This is a genomic window from Rhizobium sp. WYCCWR 11146, from assembly GCF_013591995.1.
Taxonomy (GTDB): domain Bacteria; phylum Pseudomonadota; class Alphaproteobacteria; order Rhizobiales; family Rhizobiaceae; genus Rhizobium; species Rhizobium indicum.
Genome location: NZ_JACCEY010000007.1, coordinates 142,669 through 164,502 on the forward strand (window position 1 = coordinate 142,669; position 21,834 = coordinate 164,502).

The 21,834-nt window shown below is 61.0% G+C and carries 19 protein-coding genes and 1 pseudogene; 12 read left to right on the plus strand and 8 right to left on the minus strand.

The features are described 5' to 3' along the window. From HX899_RS03745 to HX899_RS03755, 3 genes are all read left to right on the plus strand, one after another. On the plus strand, positions 1-1,293 hold the full coding sequence (locus HX899_RS03745) for an FAD-binding oxidoreductase (protein WP_181291647.1): 1,293 nt from the start codon (positions 1-3) through the stop codon (positions 1,291-1,293). 160 nt (positions 1,294-1,453) lie between these two features. After that, on the plus strand, positions 1,454-1,705 hold the full coding sequence (locus HX899_RS03750) for an AbrB/MazE/SpoVT family DNA-binding domain-containing protein (protein WP_138334589.1): 252 nt from the start codon (positions 1,454-1,456) through the stop codon (positions 1,703-1,705). Then, a complete protein-coding gene (locus HX899_RS03755) occupies positions 1,702-2,100 on the plus strand; it encodes a type II toxin-antitoxin system VapC family toxin (RefSeq protein WP_029873484.1) in 399 nt (132 codons plus the stop codon). The genes HX899_RS03750 and HX899_RS03755 overlap by 4 nt, the downstream gene beginning before the upstream one ends. Positions 2,101-2,143: 43 nt before the next feature. Here HX899_RS03755 and HX899_RS03760 read toward each other — a convergent pair whose 3' ends face one another. The 5 genes from HX899_RS03760 to HX899_RS03780 form a co-directional block, all read right to left on the minus strand. Beyond that, entirely contained in the window at positions 2,144-3,121 is a 978-nt protein-coding gene (locus tag HX899_RS03760) for an ABC transporter ATP-binding protein (RefSeq protein WP_138334590.1), read from the minus strand. A gap of 4 nt (positions 3,122-3,125) precedes the next feature. After that, complete coding sequence (locus HX899_RS03765) at positions 3,126-3,953, minus strand: carbohydrate ABC transporter permease (RefSeq protein ID WP_138334591.1); 828 nt, start codon at positions 3,951-3,953, stop codon at positions 3,126-3,128. Continuing rightward, positions 3,950-4,828, minus strand: a complete 879-nt coding sequence (locus HX899_RS03770) for a carbohydrate ABC transporter permease (RefSeq protein ID WP_138334592.1) — start codon at positions 4,826-4,828, stop codon at positions 3,950-3,952. Before HX899_RS03770 ends, HX899_RS03765 begins: the two co-directional genes overlap by 4 nt. 64 nt (positions 4,829-4,892) lie before the next feature. Next, positions 4,893-6,176: an ABC transporter substrate-binding protein gene (locus tag HX899_RS03775; protein ID WP_138334593.1), complete on the minus strand. Its 1,284-nt coding sequence runs from the start codon at positions 6,174-6,176 to the stop codon at positions 4,893-4,895. A gap of 37 nt (positions 6,177-6,213) precedes the next feature. Continuing rightward, complete coding sequence (locus tag HX899_RS03780) at positions 6,214-8,535, minus strand: alpha-L-rhamnosidase (RefSeq protein ID WP_181291648.1); 2,322 nt, start codon at positions 8,533-8,535, stop codon at positions 6,214-6,216. A gap of 140 nt (positions 8,536-8,675) precedes the next feature. Here HX899_RS03780 and HX899_RS03785 point away from each other — a divergent pair, with 140 nt between their 5' ends. Then, on the plus strand, positions 8,676-9,734 hold the full coding sequence (locus tag HX899_RS03785) for a LacI family DNA-binding transcriptional regulator (protein ID WP_138390239.1): 1,059 nt from the start codon (positions 8,676-8,678) through the stop codon (positions 9,732-9,734). Between the two features lie 41 nt (positions 9,735-9,775). Here HX899_RS03785 and HX899_RS03790 read toward each other — a convergent pair whose 3' ends face one another. Then, on the minus strand, positions 9,776-10,792 hold the full coding sequence (locus HX899_RS03790) for a LacI family DNA-binding transcriptional regulator (RefSeq protein WP_181291649.1): 1,017 nt from the start codon (positions 10,790-10,792) through the stop codon (positions 9,776-9,778). 179 nt (positions 10,793-10,971) lie between these two features. On the opposite strand from HX899_RS03790, the gene HX899_RS03795 reads away from it, so the two are divergent. The 5 genes from HX899_RS03795 to HX899_RS03815 all read left to right on the plus strand — a co-directional run bounded on the left by HX899_RS03795 (position 10,972) and on the right by HX899_RS03815 (position 17,175). After that, on the plus strand, positions 10,972-12,219 hold the full coding sequence (locus tag HX899_RS03795) for a sugar ABC transporter substrate-binding protein (protein WP_181291650.1): 1,248 nt from the start codon (positions 10,972-10,974) through the stop codon (positions 12,217-12,219). Between the two features lie 82 nt (positions 12,220-12,301). After that, positions 12,302-13,225 carry a carbohydrate ABC transporter permease gene (locus HX899_RS03800; protein ID WP_064654374.1) on the plus strand — a complete coding sequence of 308 codons (924 nt, stop codon included), beginning with the start codon at positions 12,302-12,304 and terminating at the stop codon, positions 13,223-13,225. Beyond that, complete coding sequence (locus tag HX899_RS03805) at positions 13,225-14,094, plus strand: carbohydrate ABC transporter permease (protein WP_131665702.1); 870 nt, start codon at positions 13,225-13,227, stop codon at positions 14,092-14,094. The genes HX899_RS03800 and HX899_RS03805 overlap by 1 nt, the downstream gene beginning before the upstream one ends. 27 nt (positions 14,095-14,121) lie before the next feature. Next, entirely contained in the window at positions 14,122-16,065 is a 1,944-nt protein-coding gene (locus HX899_RS03810) for a glycoside hydrolase family 127 protein (protein WP_181291651.1), read from the plus strand. Positions 16,066-16,074: 9 nt separating this feature from the next. Then, complete coding sequence (locus HX899_RS03815; RefSeq protein WP_181291652.1) at positions 16,075-17,175, plus strand: ABC transporter ATP-binding protein; 1,101 nt, start codon at positions 16,075-16,077, stop codon at positions 17,173-17,175. Between the two features lie 50 nt (positions 17,176-17,225). Here the strand turns inward: HX899_RS03815 and HX899_RS03820 are convergent, their stop codons facing one another. After that, a complete protein-coding gene (locus HX899_RS03820) occupies positions 17,226-18,137 on the minus strand; it encodes a dihydrodipicolinate synthase family protein (protein WP_181291653.1) in 912 nt (303 codons plus the stop codon). 150 nt (positions 18,138-18,287) lie between these two features. On the opposite strand from HX899_RS03820, the gene HX899_RS03825 reads away from it, so the two are divergent. Continuing rightward, entirely contained in the window at positions 18,288-18,992 is a 705-nt protein-coding gene (locus HX899_RS03825; protein ID WP_181291654.1) for a GntR family transcriptional regulator, read from the plus strand. 29 nt (positions 18,993-19,021) lie between these two features. Here the strand turns inward: HX899_RS03825 and HX899_RS03830 are convergent, their stop codons facing one another. After that, the gene (locus HX899_RS03830; protein WP_181291655.1) at positions 19,022-20,320 is read right to left on the minus strand and encodes an alpha/beta fold hydrolase; all 1,299 of its coding nucleotides are present in this window, start codon (positions 20,318-20,320) and stop codon (positions 19,022-19,024) included. A gap of 122 nt (positions 20,321-20,442) precedes the next feature. Between HX899_RS03830 and HX899_RS03835 the strand changes: the two genes are divergently transcribed. Both HX899_RS03835 and HX899_RS03840 read left to right on the plus strand, forming a co-directional pair. Further along, a complete protein-coding gene (locus tag HX899_RS03835) occupies positions 20,443-21,585 on the plus strand; it encodes a Xaa-Pro peptidase family protein (protein WP_181291656.1) in 1,143 nt (380 codons plus the stop codon). Between the two features lie 55 nt (positions 21,586-21,640). Beyond that, positions 21,641-21,796, plus strand: a pseudogene (locus HX899_RS03840) (hypothetical protein); the annotation flags it as partial. Positions 21,797-21,834: the final 38 nt, after the last annotated feature.

Below are 21,834 nucleotides of genomic sequence, written 5' to 3' on the forward strand. Positions count from 1 at the left end.
ATGAACACGCCGCTTCCCGACCTTCAGCCCTTGCCCGACGCCGAGCGCCGGCATGTGGCTGTCGTCGGTGCGGGGCTGGTCGGCCTCTGCTCGGCCCTTTGGCTGCAAAGAATGGGGCATCGGGTCACGATTGTCGATCCGGCGGCGCCCTTGGGGGATGCATCCTACCGGCAGGCCTGCTCCTACGGGAATGCCTGCACCTTTGCCCCGCACGGCGTCGTTCCCGTCGCGACGTCAGGCGTCATCTGGCGAGTGCCCGTCATGCTACTCAATCCCCTCGGTCCGCTGGCGATCGTCTGGAGATACCTGCCGCAACTGGTCCCGTGGCTGCGCGCCTTCTTGGCATCGAGCACGAAAGCCGAGGTCGAGCGGATCGCCGGCACCCTGGCGGTGCTGCTTTCCCACGCCGATGCTGCCTGGCAACCGCTTGTGACGCAGGCAGGCGCCGAACGGCTGAAGCGGCATGACGGCTGCCTGTATCTCTACAAGAGCGAAGCGCAATTCCGGGCGGCTGACGCCGAGAACGGGCTGCGTGAACGCCATGGCGTCGCCATGGACCGGCTGGACCGAGCCGATATCCAGGGTATGGAGCCCAATCTTGCGCCGCTCTACCACAAGGGCGTGCTGTTCCGTGACGCCTATGTGTTTTCCAGCCCCAGGCAACTCGCTTTCGCGCTCGCCCAGGCTGTTATAAGCGGCGGCGGGGAGATCGTCCGCGGCGAGGTCTCGGCCATTGAGCCGTGTGACAATGGCATCTGCCTGCGGATCGCGGACAAGCAAATGCTGACGGACCACGCCGTCGTGGCCGCCGGCGCCCATTCGCGCAAGCTGACCGCATCGACAGGCGATCGTGTCCTGCTCGACACCGAGCGCGGTTATCACGTCTTGTTCCCGCAAGCGGGCCATCTGCTGTCGCGCCCGGTCTGCTATCCCGAACACGGCTTCTACATGGTGCCGATGGCAGATGGATTGCGCGCGGCCGGAACCGTCGAACTCGGCGGGTTTGCCGCTCCGTTGAACCCCAAACGGACCGCGATGATCCGTGACGGCGTGAAAATGCTCCTGCCGGCGGCCGGACAGGGCAGCGACGAGTGGTTGGGTTTTCGCCCGTCCATGCCGGATTCACTTCCGGTGATCGGCAGATCCCGGCACTTGCCCCGCGTCACCTACGCCTTCGGCCACGGCCATCTCGGCCTGACGCTGTCGGCTCTGACCGGCTATCTCGTTTCCCAGCTGGTCGCGGGACAGACCCCGGCTGTCGATCTGACGCCCCTGCGTCCCGACCGGTTCTAAACCGGGTGCATAGAAGGCGCTCATGCGTCGGCGCTCTTTTCTTCGGTTGGACTGAGCCACACACGAACAGGCATGTGAAGGCAAAGTCCCTATCACTCGAACCTTGAATGTAAGGAAAAATTCCATTACTTTTGTATTGGTTTAAAGTAGGAGATTTTCCATGGCTTCCCTTGCCGTCACAATGAAAGGGCAAATCACGCTGAGACGGGACTTGCTGACGCACCTTGGGGTCAAACCGGGGGAGCGGATCGAATTCGACAAGCTGCCTGGGGGCGAGCTGCGGGTAAAGGCCGCTCGTCCAACGGGGACAATCGACGATTTTATCGGTCGGCATGCTGGCAAACTGAATAAGCCGTTGACCATCGAAGAGATGAACGAAATCGTGGCTTCGGGCTGGGCCGGCGAGGAATGAAAGTTTCAGTCGATACCAACATTCTTGCTCGAGCCGTCCTGCAGGATGATGCTGAGCAGGGCAGGGCAGCGGCAAAGCTCCTCAAGGAAGCATCGCTGATCGCCGTTTCTCTGCCGAGCTTATGTGAACTGGTCTGGATACTGCGTCGAGGGGCCAGGCTCTCAAAGGAAGATGTTTCACAGACGATCCACGACCTGCTCAACGCGGGCAATGTGGCGATGAACCGTCCTGCTGTCGAAGCAGGACTGGCCATGCTGGAGGCGGGTGGTGATTTCGCAGATGGCGTGATTGCCCATGAAGGCGCATGGCTTGGCGGCGAGAGCTTCGTATCTTTCGACAAGCAGGCGGTCGAACTGGTAATCCGCCAAGGCCAACCCGCGCGTCTTCTCGCCTGAAATTCCGCAGGCTCATGAGCGAGACGGCGGGCGGGCGTTAGCTTCAGAATCGATGTTCCGCTCCTTCGACCGGATTTGCCCAGACCGTCATTCCAGGCGCAAACGGCGTCTCGCCTTCGGCGCGCACCACCATCTCGCCGAGTTCGGGAACGTCGAGGTAGAGGATCGCGTCAGCGCCAAGCCGCTCGAGATGCCGAATCTTGCCCTGCCATTGCCCGGCACTTTCCGAAAGCCTGATATGCTCAGGGCGGATGCCATAGGTCGTGCAGTTCAATCGCCGCGCTATCTCGCCGCCATAGAGGTTCATCTTCGGGCTGCCGATGAAGCCGGCGACGAATGGTGTCGCGGGATTGCGGTAGAGTTCCATTGGACTGCCGATCTGTTCGACCGCGCCGCCCTTCAGGACAACGATCTTATCCGCCATCGTCATGGCTTCGACTTGGTCGTGGGTGACATAGATCATCGTCGATTTCAGGCGGGCGTGCAGATCGGCGATCTCAAGGCGCATCTGGGCTCTGAGCGAAGCGTCGAGATTGGATAGTGGCTCGTCGAACAGGAAGACCTTGGGATCGCGGATGATCGCGCGGCCGATGGCGACGCGCTGCCTCTGGCCGCCGGAGAGTGCTTTCGGCTTTCTCTCCAGCAACTGGGTGAGCTGCAGGGTTTCAGCCGTCGCCGCAACCTTGGCGGCGATTTCCGCCTTTGGGCGGCGGGCGAGTGAAAGGCCGAAGCCGATATTCTCTGCCACGGTCATGTGTGGGTAAAGCGCGTAGCTCTGGAATACCATGGCAATGCCGCGCTCCGAGGGTTCGGCATAGGTCACGTCCTTGCCGCCGATGGTCAGCGCGCCTGACGTCGTTTCCTCCAGGCCGGCGATGATCCGCAGCAGCGTCGACTTTCCGCATCCAGACGGGCCGACGAAAACGACGAACTCGCCGGAGGCAACCTCCAGATCGATCCCCTTGATGACTTCGAGGGCGCCAAAGCTCTTGCGAACCTGTTTGAGAGTGAGCTCAGCCATTCTGCTACCCTTTGACTGCGCCGGCCGTCATGCCCGCGACGATCTGCCGGTTGAAGAAGATGAAGACGATCAGCGGCGGGATCGTCACGAGGAGGATGTTCATGAACAGGAGATTGTACTGGCTCGTGTACATGCTCTGGAAGTTATAGAGCGTCAGCTGCACCGTCACGTTCTCCTTGCCTGGAAGATAGTAGAGCGGGTTGGTGAAATCGTTGAAGATCGCGATCGACTGGACGACGATGTTGGTGACGGTCACCGGCTTCAAAAGCGGCAGGATCACCCTGAAGAAAATCTGCCGCGGCTTGGCGCCGTCGATCAGCGCCGCCTCGTCGAGGTCGCGTGGTATGGTCGAAATGAACGACCGGTAGAGCAATGTCGAGAAAGAGAGATTATAGGCGACCTGGATCAGGATCATCCCGGTCATGGTCTTGAAGAGACCGATCTCCTGCAAGAGGCCGATGGTGGGCACGACGGCTGGAGGCATCATCAGACCCATGAACAGGGCAATGGAGGCTACCCTGTTCCAGACGGTCTTGCGGCGCTGCATCACATATCCGACCATTGCCGACAGCAGGATCAGGATCGTGACGGAGACCACAGTGATCAGCGTAGAGTTGAAATAGGCGAGCGCGAGCTGGTAGTCGCGCGCCTTGAAGACGGCGATCAGATTATCCCAGAACAGCCACTGCTCGGGCAATTCGAAATCAAGGCGAGAGGCTTCGGATTTCGATTTGACCGCCTGGAGAGCGACGAAAACGAAAGGCATGACGAAGATGACGGCCGCCACTGCAAGCGCTATCGCGCCGGTCACATAAGGGCGGCTGCTTCTCATTCTTCGACCCCGCGCCGGTTGAACCAAAGGGTGAATGGTAGGATGATTACGGCGATCAGCGCGAACAGAATGACGTTTCCGGCCGTCGACAGACCGTAGAAACCCGCCTGGTACTGTTTGTAGATGACCGAAGCGATCACATCGGAGGAGAAGCCAGGCCCGCCGCGGGTCATTGCCCATATCAGGTCGAATGACCGAAGCCCACCGATCAGCGACAACGTCACGACGATGACGGTGGCGGGACGCACAAGCGGCAGGGTGATCCGGAAAAATTGCTGAAGGCGCGTGGCGCCGTCAATTCTCGACGCCTCATAATAATCGGGGCTGATCGCGGCAAGGCCGGCGATGAAGATCAGCGTGGCGAGCCCGACACCCTTCCAGACATCGACCAAGGCCACTGAAAAAAGCGCCAGCGCCGGATTGGTCAGCCATCCAGGTCCCGGAATGCCGATCGTCTCGAGCGTGACATTGATGATGCCCCTGGTCGGATGCATCATCACCGTGAAGGTGATGCCGATGCCGATCGTCGAGACCAGGACGGGAAAGAAGACCAGCGTGCGCAGGAAGCCGCGGGCGAAGATATTGCTGGTCAGCAGCACGGCAAGCAGCAGCCCGCAGACCGTCTTCAGGCCGGAGGTCGTCACCGCGTAGATCAGTGTGTTGACGAGCCCCTTGACTAGGAAGGGTTCGGAAAAGAATTGCCGGAAGTTCTCGAGTCCGATGAATTCAGCCGTCGAAAGGTCCCATCGCGTCAGGCTGAACCAGAGTGACGAGACCGTGGGAACCAGAAACAGCACGCCGTAGATGATTGCGGCCGGAATGAAAAACCACAGCGGGTAGGGCGATTTGCGCGAGCGGGGGCGTGTCTCTGTCATGACTACCTCTTCGATCGGGTGGAACCTCGCCCCTCGGAGCGAGGTCAACTAGCCCGATAGACCGCTACCAGTTGGGCAGGCCGAGTTGCTTGGCCTGTTTGCGCACATCGTCGTCATAGAGTTTTGCCGCGTCGGCAGGCTGGCGAATACCGGAGCCAACTTCGACGGTGATCTGCTCGAGAGCCGGCCCCTTGACCGGCGAAACAAATTCCAGCGCCGGGGTCGTATTGTCCTTGGCCTCGAAATAGGGAAGCATGTCCTTCACCGCAGGCGGTACGTCGGCAGGCAAACCGCAGCCGTCGATCAAGGGAGGCCCTTGCACGGTGTTGGTTTCCACCATGATCTTGCAGCCTTCGACGCTTCCTGCGAAATCCACGAATTTCTTCGCTTCCTCTGCGTGCTGACTGGTAAGGGGAATGTAGAGGGCGGGCGGCATCCAGATCGTCAGGCCATTCGTCGCCGCGTCGTCGCTCGGCTGCGCGAAGAAACCGACATCTGCGAGGTTCTCGGGATAATTCTGCTTGAGCGCGCCGATTGCGAAGCTCAGCATTGGATAATGCGCTGCCTCGCCCGTTGCCACCATTCTGAGGCCATCGTCATAGCTTGCCGCGCCGAAATCCTCGTTCATCAGGCCAGCGTCGTGAACGTCCTTCAGCCGTTCGAAGCCTTTCATGGCCGCCGGCGTCTCTGCGTATTTCGCCTTGTTGGCAGTGTAGTCGGCGGCGAAGTTCGGCACGGCGGCATGGAGGTTGTAATAGTCCGCCAGAACGAATAACTGCGAGGTCCAGGTATCGCGATAGGTCTGCGCCACGGCGACCTTGCCTGATGCCTTGACCTTTGCGTTGTTCGCCATGAAGTCCGCCCATGTCTTCGGGACTGACAGGCCGAGGTCCTGGTAGATTTTCCTGTTGTAGAGGATGCCCCCCGCCATCGCCGTGCCGAAGGGAACACCGTAGAGCTTGCCGTCGGCGCGGACGACCGACTTGAAGCCTTCGTCCACCTTCGCCTGCGACGCAAGACCGCTCAGATCGACAAGCGTCTGCGCGGGTTTCAGCGCCTGGAGCAGCGAGCCGGAATTATAGAGAAACACGTCGGACATCTCGCCCGTCGCCAGGCGCGTCTTGATGATGTTGTCACCCTCGCCACCTCCTGCCCGCGGCTCGATTTCGATCGTCACGTCAGGCGCCTTTGTCTGATAGGCGGCAACCAGTGCCTCGGCCGCCGCGACCGTGTCCGGGTTATTGTCGATCAGGAATGACAGCGTGGTTTCTGCATGCGACGGACCGGCCGCGACCAGCGCCAAAAGCGCGGACGCGCCCGCAAGAATGAGCTTTATCCGATGTGTCATGACGTTCCTCCTCTGAACGGTGTGACGTGTATGCTCCTCAAGAACTGGGTAGAGAAAAGACCAGTCGGTGCGTTCCCGGGGCAAGAACGGCTTCCTCGACGACGAGCTCTCCGTTGAGCGACGGGTTTTGATGCCGTTTTCCTGGTCGGAAGCGGCCGATGCAGCCTTCCGGAAGTGTCAATACATAGGTGACTTTGTTGCCGTCGCACTGCCAGCCGGCCTCGATGCGCCCCTGGCTGATATCATGATGGGCCGAAACCGGCGAAAGGGACGGAATCGGCGCCGGATCGACAATGACCTCGGCAAATCCGGGTGCGCTCGGGCTCGGCGAAATTCCGGCGACGCTTTCGAACAGCCATTGGCAGACCGCGCCATAGGCATAGTGGTTATAGCTGTTCATGTCGGGTTCGTAGATGGTGCCGTCAGGCGCCATGGAATCCCAGCGCTCCCAGATCGTCGTCGCCCCCTTCGACACCTGGTAGAGCCAGCCCGGCACATCCTCCTGCAGGAAGACTTTTTCGGCAAGATCGTCCATGCCGAGCTTTGTCAGGGCCGGCAGCAGGGCTGGCGTGCCGATGAAGCCGGTGCCGATCTTGTAGTCGGCATCGATGATCACTTGCCGGAAATGCTGCTGTGCGGCTTGCCTGTGCTCTGCCGGTATCAGGTTGTGAAGGAAGGCCAGGGCGTAGGATGTCTGGTCGTTGTGGGCAAGCCGTCCCGCGGGCGTGATGAACTCGTTGGAAAATGTCAGCCGGATCTCGTTTGCGCGCTGTTTCATCTTCTCTTCAAGCGCATGCTCGCCGAGAGTGGCTGCGATCCTTGCCAGAAGGTCGGTCGAGATGAAGTGGTAGAGCGTCGCCGCGCAGTCGTCGGCGATCGTCGGGCGAGGTTTTCGATTGTCGCCGACCGGCTGCAGCCAGTCGCCGAAGGTGAAGCCGCGGTCGCCCCAACGCGACGGCGGACGCACGAGCGGGCCATCCGAGATCGACCAGACGAAATCGACCCAGCGCACCATCGAATCCAGGCACTCCGACAGAACGGCCCGGTCGCCGTAATGGGTATAGAGTACCCAGGGGATGACGACGATCGCGTCGCCCCAGCCGGTCGAGCCGGCATAGCCCGGGAAATTGGCCGGATGCAAGCGCGTCGGATCCGGCGAAAAATGTGAGACGGCGCCATCCTCGCGCTGATCGGCCATCACATCGCGCAGATACTTCCTTAGGAAGGATTGGCTGTCGCTCAGCCAGCATGCGGTTGCGGCAAACACTTGGGCGTCGCCCGTCCAGCCCAGGCGTTCGTCGCGCTGCGGACAATCGGTCGGCACTTCGATGAAATTGGCGCGCTGCGACCAGATGGTATTTTCGACGAGGCGATTGACCAGTGCATTGCCAGAGGTGAAACCGCCGGCAGGCTCGGGCACCGACGAGATCGGGATGGACGCGATTACAAGAATCTTCGCATCGCCCTTGATCGTCACCCTGGCATAACGGAAGCCGTGGAAGGTGAAATGCGGCGCGTAGGTCTCGTCGCCGTCTCCCCGCAGCGTGTAGACGGTATGTGCGGCGGCCGTGCGATAGTTGCGATTGTCGAAATGACGGTTGGGACCGAGAACTTCCGAATGCTCCACCCGGACTTCGGCACCGGCAGTGCCCCGGACCGTATATCTGATGTAGCCGCCGGCATTCTGGCCGAAATCATAGATCTTCCTGCCCTCATCGTCGGTCCAGTTTTCGACCGCGGCGAGTGGCCGCATCTCGCGCACCGCAGCAGTTTCATGCGCGACGAGCAGCTCTCTGTCGAAGGGCAATCTCTCGGTGCCGTGGGTCTCGACGTAGTTTTCCTGGCGGGCGTCGTAGACTTCGCCGAAATAGATCCCTGACTTCAGGATCGGCAGAACACCGCTTCGCCATGTGGTGTCGGTGGAAAGAACGGTGCCATCAGCTCCGATCAGATCCGCAATGGCGCCGATCCTGTCGCCCCAGCAATTCGGGATCGCCTGGGCGCCCCACATCAAAGGCGATCGGTACCATCCGTCGGCAAGCCAGATCTCGATGCGGTTCTGGCCCGGCTTGAGCAGGTTCGAGATGTCGTATCGCTGATAGGCAAGGCGATCGTCGTAGTTCGTCCAACCTGGGGTCAACAGGTCGCTGCCGACGCGAACGCCGTTGATGAAGCAGCGGTAGAGGCCAAGTGCGGAGATAAAGAGCTCGACGGGAAGCTTGGCGCCATCATGTTCGAAAGTCTTGGAGACGAAGCTTGCGGCCGTTCCCTGACCGCCATCCGATAGCGGCGCGATCATGTCCCCAGACCAGACGCGCGAAACGAGGTTGCCGCTGATGGCTGCCGGCTGAAAGTTCATCAAGTCCTCCCGACGAGTTGTAGAACGTTCTCCATATAACGTTCTACATTTTCTTCGGAAGCGCAATAGAATTTTCGTTGTCAGTCTGCCATGGTGGTTCTGCGGGCGATGTTGACGATCCGCAGCAAGCCAGAGATTTCATGTCAATCGAAGAAAAACAAAAGCCGCAACGAAACGATCGCGTGACGATCCGGACCGTGGCAACTCACGCAGGCGTATCGGTCGCAGCGGTTTCCAAGGTGATGCGAAATGCCTATGGCGTCAGTGATGCGCTGCGCGCAAGGGTGACGGATGCCATCGACGCACTCGCATATCGCCCCTCGCGGGCAGCTAGAGGGCTGCGTGGCCGGAGTTTCACCATCGGTGTGCTCCTGATCGATATCCGCAATCCTTTCCTTCCGGAGGTGATTGCCGGCGTAAACGGGGTACTGGCGCCCTCGCACTATCAGGCGATGATCGGCGTCAGCGATGCGCGCGTGCAACTGGAGACGTCGTTGATCGAGTCGATGATCGACTACAAGATGGACGGCCTTGTCCTCGTTGCGCCGCGCTTGCCTTCGGAGATCCTCGCAAAGTTCGCAGTCCAGATACCGATCGTCGCGGTCGGCTACCACGATGCCAGCGCTACGGCCTTCGATACCGTCAACGCAGATGATCAGCGCGGCGCCGAGATCGCCGTCGAAGCGCTTCTTGCCTGCGGCTATCGCGATATCGAAATGCTCAGCCTTGGCGAGCGCCAGGGGCACGCGGTCTCCGTCGTCCGCCAGCGTGAGATCGGGTTTCGCCGGGCGATGCAGCGCGGCGGGCTCGGCTCCTCGCCAGCGATCGGCAAAATTCCGATAGCCTCGCCAAAGCGGGAGGAGGCGATGCGAAAATTCCTATCGAGGAAGGACAGGCCGCGCGCCGTATTCTGCTGGAGCGATCTCGACGCGATCACCCTTCTCAGCCTGGCTATGGAGATGGGCGTGCGCGTCCCCGAAGATCTCGCCGTCATCGGATACGACAATTCGCCGACCGCAGCACTCGGCCTCGTCAATCTCGCAAGCATCGATCAGTCGGGCAGGGAACTCGGTCAGGTCGCAACCCGGGCCCTCATTTCCAGAATAGAAGGCCGCGCCAGCGCCGAGCATATTTTCCAGATACCGTCGCTGGTCAGCCGCGACAGCCTGATCCGTTCCGGCAATGGCACGGACAGATAATAGCGACGGCGCCGCCTTGTCTATGTTCGTTGCCGTCGTTTTCAGTCGGATCGAAGGAGGCTGCCGCACGACTGCCGCACGACCAGGCGACACGGCAATCTGGTGATGCCGGCAGGTACCGGTTCACCCTTGGAGAGGCTGAGGATTGCCAGGCCGGCGCGATGGCCCAGTTCCTTCAACTCCATGTCGATGGTGGTCAGCGGCGGGCGCGTTTGCCGTGCGACGACCTCCCAATTGTCGAAGCCGACCACGGCGACATCCGTGGGAATCTCCACATTAAGGTCGCGTAGCGCGTCGATGACCCCGCGGGCGATCTCGTCGCTGCCGCAGAAGATGGCGTCGGGCTTTGCGCCGGGCCGGGCAAACACCGTCTGAACTGCTTCGTGACCCCATTCCTCCGACCAGTCGCCGAACATCGCTTCGGCACCGTCGCCGCAGGCGTCGAGATAGGATTGGGCACGGATGCGAGCGGCGAGATAATCCCGCGGCCCGGTGATGTGGAGGATCCGCGATCGACCGAGCTCTTTCAGGTGATCGACGGCGAGGCGGGCGCCCTGTTCGTCATCCGGAAAGAAAGTGACGCTGTCGGCCGGTCCCTCGGCAAAGACGTAGACGACGGGTATCGGCAAGCGAGACAGCTGGACCGGCGGCGTGAGATCGAGGCGGGTCGCGGTGAATATGATGCCGTCGACCTGCCGGTCAAGAAGCGCCTCCAGATGAAGCTGGGCGAGCCTTGGATCATTGTTCGTGGCACAGAGGAAGACGGAAACGCCGTGATCGACCAGCACCTCCGATACCCCGGCCGCCATCGGCAGCGTCAGTCTGCCATAGGTGTCGTTCGTCAGCATGCCGATCGCATGGCTTCGCTTGCTTAGCAACCCACGGGCGAGTGCATTGGGCCGAAATCCGATCTCCTCCGCCACGCGCCGGACCCGCTCGCGTGTTTCGGCATTCGTCCGGCCGGTGTCGTTCAGTGCGTTCGACGCCGTCGAAATGCTGACGCCTGCAGCCTTCGCCACGTCATAAATCGTCCGTCTTCGATCGCCCGTATTCTTCAAGTGCCGCCTCGTAGTCGATTCATGATAAAAGCTTTTAGCAGAAAAAAATGTGCTGTTAAAAGGTTTTATCAAACGCGCATCAGAATTTTGCACACAGACTGTCGACACCAAAAAATTTCTGATCTAACGTCCATTTCGTCCGATGGCCTTAGGCCTGAACGAGAAAAAGGGGAACAAGCATGCTTCGACTGAAAACGACAATCACCGCTCTCGCGCTGTTGGCAAGCTCTTCTCTCGCCAGCGCCGAAGAAATCACCCTATGGGTGCGCACGTCGTCCGGCGCCGTCCTTCAGGGCCTGGCCGACAAATACAACGCCTCGCACTCCGACAAGGTCAATGTCACCCAGATCACGGCGGAGCAGATGGTGCCGAAGCTGGGCGCGGCGATTGCCGGCAGCGCGGCTCCTGATGGCGCCGTGCTCGACCTGATCTATCTCCCGACCTTTGCCGCCGCGGACGGTCTCGAGGATATCTCCGACTTCGTGAAGGGCTTGCCTTATTCCACGGCGATGAGCCCGTCTCACATCCGCCTTGCCACCTATGACGGCAAGATCTATGGCGTGCCGGCCCTGCCGGATGCCTCGATCATCGCTTATAACACCGATCTCTTCACCAAGGCCGGCCTCGACCCCAACAAGGCGCCGGCGTCGATGGAGGAGATTGCCGCCGACGCCAAGAAGATCGCCGCGCTCGGCAACGAGACCTATGGCTTCTATTTCGTGGCTAATTCGGGAAGCTGGCTGATCTACGATTTCCTGCCGCATCTCTGGGCCGCCAATGCCGATGTGCTGAGCGATGACGGCCGCAGCGCCACGGTCGATACGCCGGCGCTGCGTGAGACCATCGCAGCCTATCGCGATATGTGGAAGGCCGGTGCGATCCATCCGACCTCGCGTTCCGGCAACGGCAACAATGCCGTCGAGGCCTTCGCCTCGGGCAAGGTCGGCATCCTGATGACCGGCTCCTACATCGTCAATCTGCTGACCAGCAAATATCCCGACGTGAAATTCGCCGTCGCACCGATCCCGGGGCCGAAGGGCGGTGAATCGAGCTTTGCCGGCGGCGATACGCTTTCCCTCATCAAGGGTATCAGCGAAGAGAAGAAGAAAGTCGCGCTCGACTTCGTCAATTTCTACATGCAGCCCGAGCAGCAGGTCTACATCACCCAGGAATCGGGGATGCCGTCGCGCACCGACCTCGCCGCCGAAGCCTATGCGAAATTCGACCAGCGCAATCTCGTCGCCTACAATATCCTCGCGAAGGCCCGTACGCCCTACACATTTTCGTCCGACGAACTCTTCGTCAGCCGCACCGGACCCTTCCTCAATCTGATCCAGGGCACGATCTTCGGCGACGATGTCGACGGAACGATCGCCAAGACGCAGGCCGACTTCACCCGTATCCTCGAACGCACCAATCCGAACTAAGCCGACGCGTTTCGGCAGGGTATCCGCGGATGCCCTGCCGTCCCTTTCACATCTCGACTTTCAAGCGGAAGGAGGAGTTGCGGTGATATCCTCGACACTTCGCAGCCGGAGGCGCGCAGTCGCGACCGGAGAACCGGAGCCAAAGGGTTGGCTTGGCCTTGCCTTCATCCTGCCGGGCTTGCTGTTCATCGTCGTGCTTTTCCTCGTGCCGCTTGTCATGACGGTCTGGATGAGTTTCTACAATTGGCCGCTTCTAGGCCGGACCAAATTCATCGGCCTCTCCAACTATGCCGAGCTGATCGGCGATACCCAGCTCTGGCATTCCCTGGGCTTCACGCTGCTCTACACGGTGCTGGTCACGGCTGCGATCTTCCTGGTGGCCTTTCCTCTGGCGCTGCTCGTCGACCGGCCGCTGCGCATCGCCGGCTTTTTCCGCACGATCTATTTCATGCCTGTTGTCATCGGCTTCGGGGCGGCCTCGACATTGTGGATGTGGCTGCTCAATCCCGATAGCGGCGTCTTTGCGCAGTTGCTGCGCGGAGCAGGCATCATCGACAGCGCCCCGAGGCCGCTCGAAAGTTTCTGGCCGGCACTCGGCGTCGTCATCCTGATGGTCGTCTGGAAGACAGCAGGCTTCACGATGATCATCCTTCTGACCGGCTTGCAGAGCATATCCAACGACGTCATCGAAGCCGCCAGGATCGACGGCGCCAGCGTCTGGAGCCGGTTTCGGCGGATCACGCTGCCCTTGATGAGGAACTCGGTGGTGCTGGCGCTCGTCCTCAACGTCACCTCGTCGATGCTGGCCTTCGACCAGTTCTTCATCATCACCCAGGGCGGCCCTGAGAACAGCACGATCTCCGCGGTGTTCTCGATCTATCTCGCCTCGTTCTCATCCTACCGTCTCGGTTATGGCTCGGCGATCTCCTTTGCCCTGCTCGTCGTGCTGGTGGCGATCAGCGCGATCCAGTTCGTCCTGCTGCGCCAGCGGCCGGAGGAGGGTTGATGGAGCGGCTCAACCATAATCTCGCAGCGAAGCCGGCGAGCGAGCGGCTCGGTTATCTCGCCTTCGTTCTGACGGCATGCGTCTTTGCCGTCTTCTTCGTGATGCCCATCGTCTGGTCCTTCGCCAATTCCTTCAAGCCCGCGGCCGCAGCACTTGCCGATCCGGCAGCACTTTTCTCGAAAGCCTTCTCGCTTGAAAATTACCGCCGCCTCGAACATGTCGGTGCAGGCTGGTACGTCTATGCCGGCAATTCGGTGCTGATTGCCGCCGGAACGGTGATCCTGACGGTGCTCGTCTCGGTGCCGGCGGGATATGGCTTTTCGAAATTCCGTTTTCCCGGTCAGTCGCTGCTCTTCGTGCTGATCATGGCGACGATGATGATCCCGTTCCAGTCGATCCTAACGCCGCTTTTCCTGATCCTGAAAGTCTTCCGGCTGCAAAACAATCTTTTCGGCCTGGTGCTGATCTACGTGACCTTCCAGCTTCCTTTTTCCGTTTTCATGATGCGCAATGCCTTCGATGCGGTGCCGAAGGCGCTGATCGAAGCGGCGCGGATAGATGGTGCGTCGCAGGCGACGATCCTGCGCCGGATCATGCTGCCGATCGCGCTTCCCGGTGTCGCCACCGTTGCCATGTTCGCCTTCCTGAATTCCTGGAACGAATTCCTCGCCGCCCTCATTTTCCTGTCCGACCAGAACAAGTTCACGCTGCCGATCATGCTGGTGAATGTTTCGTCGGGCATCTATGGCATCATCGACTGGGGTGCGCTGCAGGCCGGCATAGCCGTGACCATGGTCCCCTGCATCCTGCTTTTCCTTCTCTTGCAACGATATTACGTGCGCGGCCTGACGGCCGGCGCCGTGAAGTAACAGCGCTCGTTCCGCTCAGGAGTCCTCATGACCAGCTCACCTCGTTTTCAACCGGCACGCGCTGCGGGACGGCAGCGATACAGGCCCGCCGACCATTCCAGTGTCGTCTTCCATGGCGGTTTCTGGCAGAGCTGGACGGAGACGGTCCGCAACGTCACCATCCCGACGCAGCACAAGCGGTTGGAAGAAGAGGGCTTCCTCGAGGTGCTCGATTTTGACAAGCCGGCCGGGCCGCTGGTGCGCCCGATCCAGCCGAGCGGACTGTCGATGCAGCATTTCTTCGATTCCGATTTCGGCAAATGGATCGAGGCCGCAAGTTACACGCTGAAGGCTCACCCGAATGCGGTGCTCGAAATGAAGATCGATGCTATCGTCGAAAAGCTCGAAAAAGGGCAGATGGCGGATGGCTACCTCAATAGCTGGTTCATTCGCCGCGAGCCGGACAGGCGCTGGACCAATCTGCGCGACCTGCACGAGATGTATTCGATGGGCCACTTACTGGAAGGGGCCGTCGCCTATTACGAGGCGACGGGCAAGCGTCGGTTCCTCGATGTGATGATCCGCGCCGTCGACCATATCATCGCCACCTTCGGCGCCGAGCCCGGAAAGCTCAGAGGTTATGACGCCCATGAGGAAATCGAGCTGGCGCTGGTCAAGCTCTATCGCGTGACGCGCGATCCGCGGCATCTGAAGCTTGCGGCCTACTTCGTCGACGAACGTGGCCGGATGCCTTCATATTACGATGAAGAGGCCCGCAAACGCGGCGAGAGCCCTGATGATTACGTCTACAAGACATATGCCTATAGCCAGGCCCATATGCCGGTGCGCGACCAGCACCAGGTCGTCGGCCATGCGGTTCGCGCCATGTACCTGTTTTCTGCGATGGCGGATCTCTCCCGTGAGAACGACGATTCGACCTTGAAGGAGGCCTGCGACCGGCTTTTCGACAATCTGGTCAGCCGCCAGCTCTACGTGACCGGCGGCCTTGGCCCATCGGCATCCAATGAAGGGTTCACCCGGGAATTCGACCTGCCGAACGAGACGGCCTATGCCGAGACATGCGCAGCCGTCGCGCTCGGCTTCTGGAGCCATCGCATGGCGCAGGTCGATCTCGATAGCAAGTTCACCGACAGACTGGAAACGGTGCTCTACAACGGCGCGCTTTCCGGCATCTCGCGCGACGGCGAGCATTATTTCTATGAGAACGTCCTTGAAAGCCACGGGCAGCACCGCCGGTGGAAATGGCACTACTGCCCCTGCTGCCCGACCAACATTGCCCGTTTCATCACGTCGCTGGGCCAATATTTCTATTCGACTGATGATCATGAGCTCGCCGTCCATCTCTACGGCACCAATTCCGCCGAGCTGACAGTCGGCGACAGCTTCGTGCGCCTGATCCAGGAGACGCAGTATCCCTGGGATGGCGACATCAGCCTGCGGTTCGCCGTCGAGCGGCCAAGCCGGTTTCAGCTTCGTCTTCGCATCCCAGGATGGTGCAGGCAGGCGCAGATCTCGGTCAACGGCGTTGCCGTCGATCTCGATCAATGCCTGACGAAGGGTTATGCCGCAATATCAAGGGAATGGCGCAGTGGCGACGAGGTCCGCATCGGCTTCTCGATGCCGGTCGAGCGCATCTACGCGCATCCTGCCGTCTCCGAAGACGGCGGACGCGTCGCGTTGCGGCGGGGCCCCGTCGTCTATTGCATCGAGGAGACGGACCTCGGCGGCGAGCCGCAGCGGCTCCGCCTGCCGGCATCTGAGGAAATTTCTGCCCGTTACGATGCCGCGCTTCTCGGCGGAGCGACCGTCCTCGAAGGCACCGCGCTCGAAGCCGATATATCCGATTGGCAGAATGCGCTCTATCGCACCGCGCGCCCCTCGCTGAAGGAGCGGCCCTTCACGGCGATCCCCTATCACCTCTGGGCCAATCGCGCGCCCGGAGCAATGGCGATCTGGTTGCAGGAGGTCTAGGAGAAAACCATGGCACGGCTGGAACTCAAGAGCATCGTCAAGTCCTATGGCATCTACGAGGCCGTGCGCGGCATCAGCCTTGACATCGAAGACAATGAATTCGTCGTTTTCGTGGGCCCGTCGGGATGCGGAAAATCGACGACATTGCGCATGATTGCGGGTCTCGAACACATTACCGGAGGTGAGATCGTGATCGGCGACCAGGTCGTCAACCGGCTCGGCCCGGGCAAACGCGATATCGCCATGGTCTTTCAGAACTACGCGCTCTATCCACACATGACGGTGCGGGAGAATATTTCGTTCTGCCTGGAGCAGCAGAAGCTCGCCAAGAGCGAGATTGACGCCCGTATCATCAGGGCGGCGGAAACCCTGCATATCAGCGAGCTGCTCGGCCGGCGTCCGGGCCAGCTTTCGGGCGGCCAGCGCCAGCGCGTCGCGATGGGGCGCGCCATCGTGCGGAATCCGAAAGTCTTTCTCTTCGACGAGCCGTTGTCCAACCTTGATGCCAAGCTTCGCGTGCAGATGCGCACGGAGATCAAGCGGCTGCACCAGCTGTTGCCGACGACGACCGTCTACGTCACGCACGACCAGGTCGAGGCGATGACCATGGCGGATCGTGTCGTGGTGATGAATGGTGGCATCATCGAACAGGCGGGGCCGCCGCAGGCGCTCTATCATCGGCCGGTCAGCCAGTTCGTCGCCGGCTTCATCGGCTCACCGTCGATGAATTTCCTGTCAGCGACGCTGTTATCAGGAGACAAGGGCCTCGTCGTCAAACTGACCGACGGCAGCGAGCTTCCAGTGCCGGAGGTGCGCGCCGGCGACTATGCCAGCCATGCCGGCAAATCAGTCGTGTTCGGGATCAGGCCGGAATCGATCACCGACCGCCAGGCCCGTCCAGGTTATGCCGACATCGAAGCAAAGATCGATCTTGTAGAACCACTCGGGCCGGAGACCATGGTTTATTTCGGCATCGGCGAGGCAAGCCTTTGCGCCTGCATCGATCCCGAGAGCGGACCCAGGCCGATGTCGACGATGCCGCTCTCGTTCAACATGAACCAGATGCATCTGTTCGATCCGGCGAGCGGCTGGTCGCTGGCGCTCGCCTGAAGAGCAAATACGGAAAGGCCGGCAACCGCGGGGTCGCCGGCCTCGTTGTATCAGGCGGCGTGGCGGATCTTCGAGGGACGCGTGGCGGCGGCCTTCTCGACCATCGCGGTGACCTCGGCGCGGCGGGCGCCCGAAAGCGGCAGGCGCGGCATGCGAACGCGCTCGGAGCCGCGGCCCATGATCTGCTCGGCGAGCTTGATCGACTGGACGAGGTCGTGCTCGGCATCGAGGTGCAGAAGCGGCATGAACCAGCGATAGATCTTGCGGGCTTCTTCCCAGTCGCCGCGTTCGGCGGCGGCAACGAGCTGCACCGATTCCTGCGGGAAGGCGCTGGTCAGGCCGGAGACCCAGCCCTTGGCGCCGAGCATCAGGCCTTCAAGCGCCACGTCGTCGAGACCGGCGAAGATATCGAAACGATCGCCGAATTCATTGATGAGATCGGTGAAGCGGCGTGGATCCGGCGCACTTTCCTTGACCGCCTTGATGTTCGGCACGTCGGCAAGCACCTTCAGCACGTCGGCGCCGATGTTGACGCGGTAGGCCGGCGGGTTGTTGTAGAGCATGATCGGCAGCGAGGTCGCTTCGGCGACGGTGCGGAAATGTGCAATCAGCTCTTCGGGCTTCGGCACATAAACCATGGCCGGCAGCAGCATCAGGCCGTCGGCGCCGAGTTTTTCGGCGTCGCGAGCATAGGCGACGGCACGGCGCGTATCGAATTCGGACACGCCCGTCACCACGGGAACGCGGCCGTTGACGACCTCGACGGCAGCTTTCAAGATCGTGCGCTTCTCCTCGGGGTCCAGCGAATTGTTCTCGCCACATGTGCCCATGACGATCAGTCCGTTGACGCCATCGTTCACAAGCGCGTCCTGGACTCGCTGGGTCGAGGGCAAATCAACGGAAAGATCATCGTTGAACTGTGTCGTTACGGCGGGAAATACGCCCTTCCATCCTGTGGTCATCGATCGAGCCTCGTTGAAATTAATTGCCTTATATACAAACTGTCGACAAGATTCAATGATGGGATTTTACAAATTTGAAGGCCCGAAGACCCGACATTGCGAGAATCGGCCGAAACGAAATACAAGGCTCTAACGAAAGAGGGCAGACGGATGCGGAACGACACGGAAAATGTGCGGGTGCGCGGCTCTGGCACGCAGAGCGTCTATGTGACGCTCAGGCAGGAAATCCTGTCGATGGCGCTGGAACCCGGCAGTCCGCTCGACGAAGTGCGGCTGTCGGAGCGTTTCCGGATGTCGCGGACTCCCATTCGAGAGGCGCTGTTGCGGCTCGCCGCCGACGGGCTGGTCACGACGCTGCCGAACAGGAATACGATCGTCGCGACCATCGATTTCGCAAGCCTGCCCACCTATTTCGAAGCGCTGACGCTGATGTACCGGGTGACGACCCGCGGCGCGGCGCAACGGCGCAACGGCGAGATCATGAAGACCGTCCGCCGGCATCAGAAGGACTTCGCCGATGCCGTTGCCGCGCGCGATGCTTATGCGATGATCGAGGCGAACCGCGAATTTCACGTCGCGATCGCCGAACTTGCGGGCAATTCCTATTACACGGCCTTCTTCGCCAGGCTGCTCGACGAGGGCCGCCGGATCCTGCGCCTTTACTACTCGACATTCGACGACCGTCTGCCGCGCCAGTATGTCGACGAACACGAGGAGATCATCGCCGCGATCGAGGCCGGTGACGTCGAGCGGGCCGACCGTCTGGCGATCGCCCACGCCGGGCAGATCGTTCGCCAGATCCAGGAATATATCGCCCGCGATCTGGACCGGCCGGTGGCGATCAGCATGTCCTGATGCGACGAGAGCAATGAACCATTCGAGCCTCAGGAGGCGAGGGGGCCGCCCTGCTCCCTGACCAAGGTCATCAGCCTGCGCAGGACAGCCGCTGATTGGCGAACACCGTCGTGCTCGAATTCGTTGGTCACCCATGCCTGCACGTTGGCGACGTGGCGCGCTGTTTCGAGCGAAAGCCCGGCATCGACATACATATCGTCATGATAGATGACGGCGGCGACCGGCACCTCGTTTGCGGCGAGACGTGCCGGGGCATAGAGCGGCACGTAGCGCTCATGCGTGGCCAATACCTCGACACCCGCCCTGAAGGCCCTGAGCGAGCGAATTTCCTCGAACATCCAGGGATACATCATCTCCCCCGTCAACAGCAGCGGCCGCCGGTCGCCGGCAAAGGCCGGATGCTCGGCGCGGATGCGTTCGGCCGCCCAGGCAGTCGGCGTCCCGGCCTGGCCATAGATGCTTTCCTGCAGAACGGCGAAGAGCGGATTGTCGTCATAGGAGGTCAGCGACATCACCGACGCGAGGAAGCGATCGGAGAGACGGTCTTCATTGGGACCGGCGAAAGCCTCGTCGACCAACCAATGGATGTTCTCGTAACCCGGCGCCATGCCGAAATCGATGCCGATAGTCTGAAAGCGGCGAACGGAGAGGCGATCGCCATCGGGCAGCCGCACCTCATTGGTATCGATATAGTCGGCGATCCGGCCGATGCGCTCGGCATCCCCGGGGTAGCGGCGGTAATAGGCGGCGTTCTTTTCGGTGACGCGCGGGTAGGTGCGCCGATAGACATCATCGACCGTCGCCCCAAGGCCGGCAAGGCCGCCGGTGACATAACAGGCGGAAAGTCCCTCCGGCGCCTTCGAGAGATAGGTGAGTGTCAGGAAGCCGCCATAGCTCTGGCCCAGCGTCTGCCAGCGCCCGCCGCCGAAGACGGTTTTCCTCAGATGTTCGCAATCGGCAACGATGCTGTCGGCACGAAAGAGGCTGAGATAATCGGCTGCGGCCCTGCCGTCCGCAAAACGCGCCATCGTCGCACTTTCGATCCGGTTGCTGCGCCCGGTGCCGCGCTGGTCGATCAGGATAACGCGGTGCGTCTTCAGGGCTTCGGCAAGCCATGGCGGCCCGCCGTTGCTCGGCCGCGGCGATTTTCCGCCAGGACCGCCTTGAAGGAAAGCCAGCAACGGCAGTGTTTCGCGGCGGCGGGCGGGATCGCACACTTCACGTGCAAAAATCCGGATCGTCTCCCCCTCCGGCTTCGACCAATCCAGGGGAGCGTCGACCATATGATCGCGTATTAGCATGCCCGGTATGGTGTATTCGACCGCCATCGCCATCTCCTCATTTTTCATGTCGACATATTGCCTACAGCGGCATTAGTGTCGGTTCAAGATCCCCGCTGCAAGGCGAGGGCTTCATCGATCTGGAAGCGCAGGAAAAGCAGGAAAACAACATGTCATGGCAGCATACGGTACCCCGCATAACTGAGGACGAACGGCAGAACCGCCTCGCCAGGCTTCGCAAAATGATCGAAGCCGAAGGATTGGCTGCCGTGCTTCTTGGGCCGACCGAAAGCCTGCATTACTTCACCGGGCTGGTCTGGCATCCGAGCGAGAGGTTCCTCGGCGCGCTCGTCACGCCCGCGACCATTTCCTACATCGTTCCCGGGTTCGAGCGCAGCCGTGTCGAAACGCTGCCGCATCTGCCGGGGGAAATCCTGGTCTGGGAAGAGGAGGAGAGCAGCGCCGCTCTCATCGCCCGCCTTGTTGCTCAGGGCGGCAGACTTGCCCTCGACGATGGTTTGCCGCTTTTCTTCTATCATGCATTGGCCGCGGAGATGGGCGCGGCGAGGCTTGCCGATGGCGGGCGGCTGATCCGCGACCTGCGTTGCATCAAATCGGCCGCGGAGATTGCCCTCATTCAGTATGCGATGGACCTGACGCTTGACGTTCACAAGCAAGTGCATGGGCTTTTGAAGCCGGGCATCAAGTCATCCGAGGTGGTCGATTTCATCGACCAGCAGCATCGCCAGGCCGGCGCCGATGCCGGCTCGACATTCTGCATCGTCTCCTTCGGCGCGGCGACCTCGCTTCCGCATGGCGCCGACGGCGATCAGGTCCTTGGTCGCGACGACGTCATTCTCATCGATACCGGCTGCCGGATCGACGGTTATCATTCCGATATCACCAGGACCTATATGCTGGAGGGCGGCGAAAGCGCGTTCGAACGGGCCTGGTGGATCGAGCGCGAGGCGCAACAGGCCGTCTTCGACGCAGCCCGGATCGGCGCCGCCTGCTCGAGCCTCGACGATGCGGCCCGAAAGGTGCTTGCCAAACACTCCCTCGGCCCCGACTATCGCTTGCCAGGTTTGCCGCATCGCGCCGGTCATGGCCTCGGGCTCGAGATTCATGAGGAACCTTACATCGTTCGCAGCAACGACGCGCCGCTTGCCGCCGGCATGTGTTTTTCCAACGAACCGATGATCGTCTTCCCCGGGAAATTCGGGATCCGGCTGGAAGACCATATGTACATGACCGCCGAGGGACCATGCTGGCTGACCAATCCGGCGGCGGGACCGACCGAGCCATTCTCCTGAGCGGTCACCATCTCCTGCCCGATCAGGCCGCGCCGGTTTTCAAGTGGCTGTCAGGCTGGACGAGCATGAGGAGATCATCGCCGCGATCAAGGCTGGCGACGCCGAGCAGGCCAACCGGCTGACGATCGCTCACGCCGCGCAGATCGTCCGACAGAACCAGGACTATATTGCCCGCGATCTCGGCCGGCCGCTGGCGATCAGCATAGCCTGAAGCGACTGGATTGAAGAGGCGGAGGCTGCCCCGGCCCG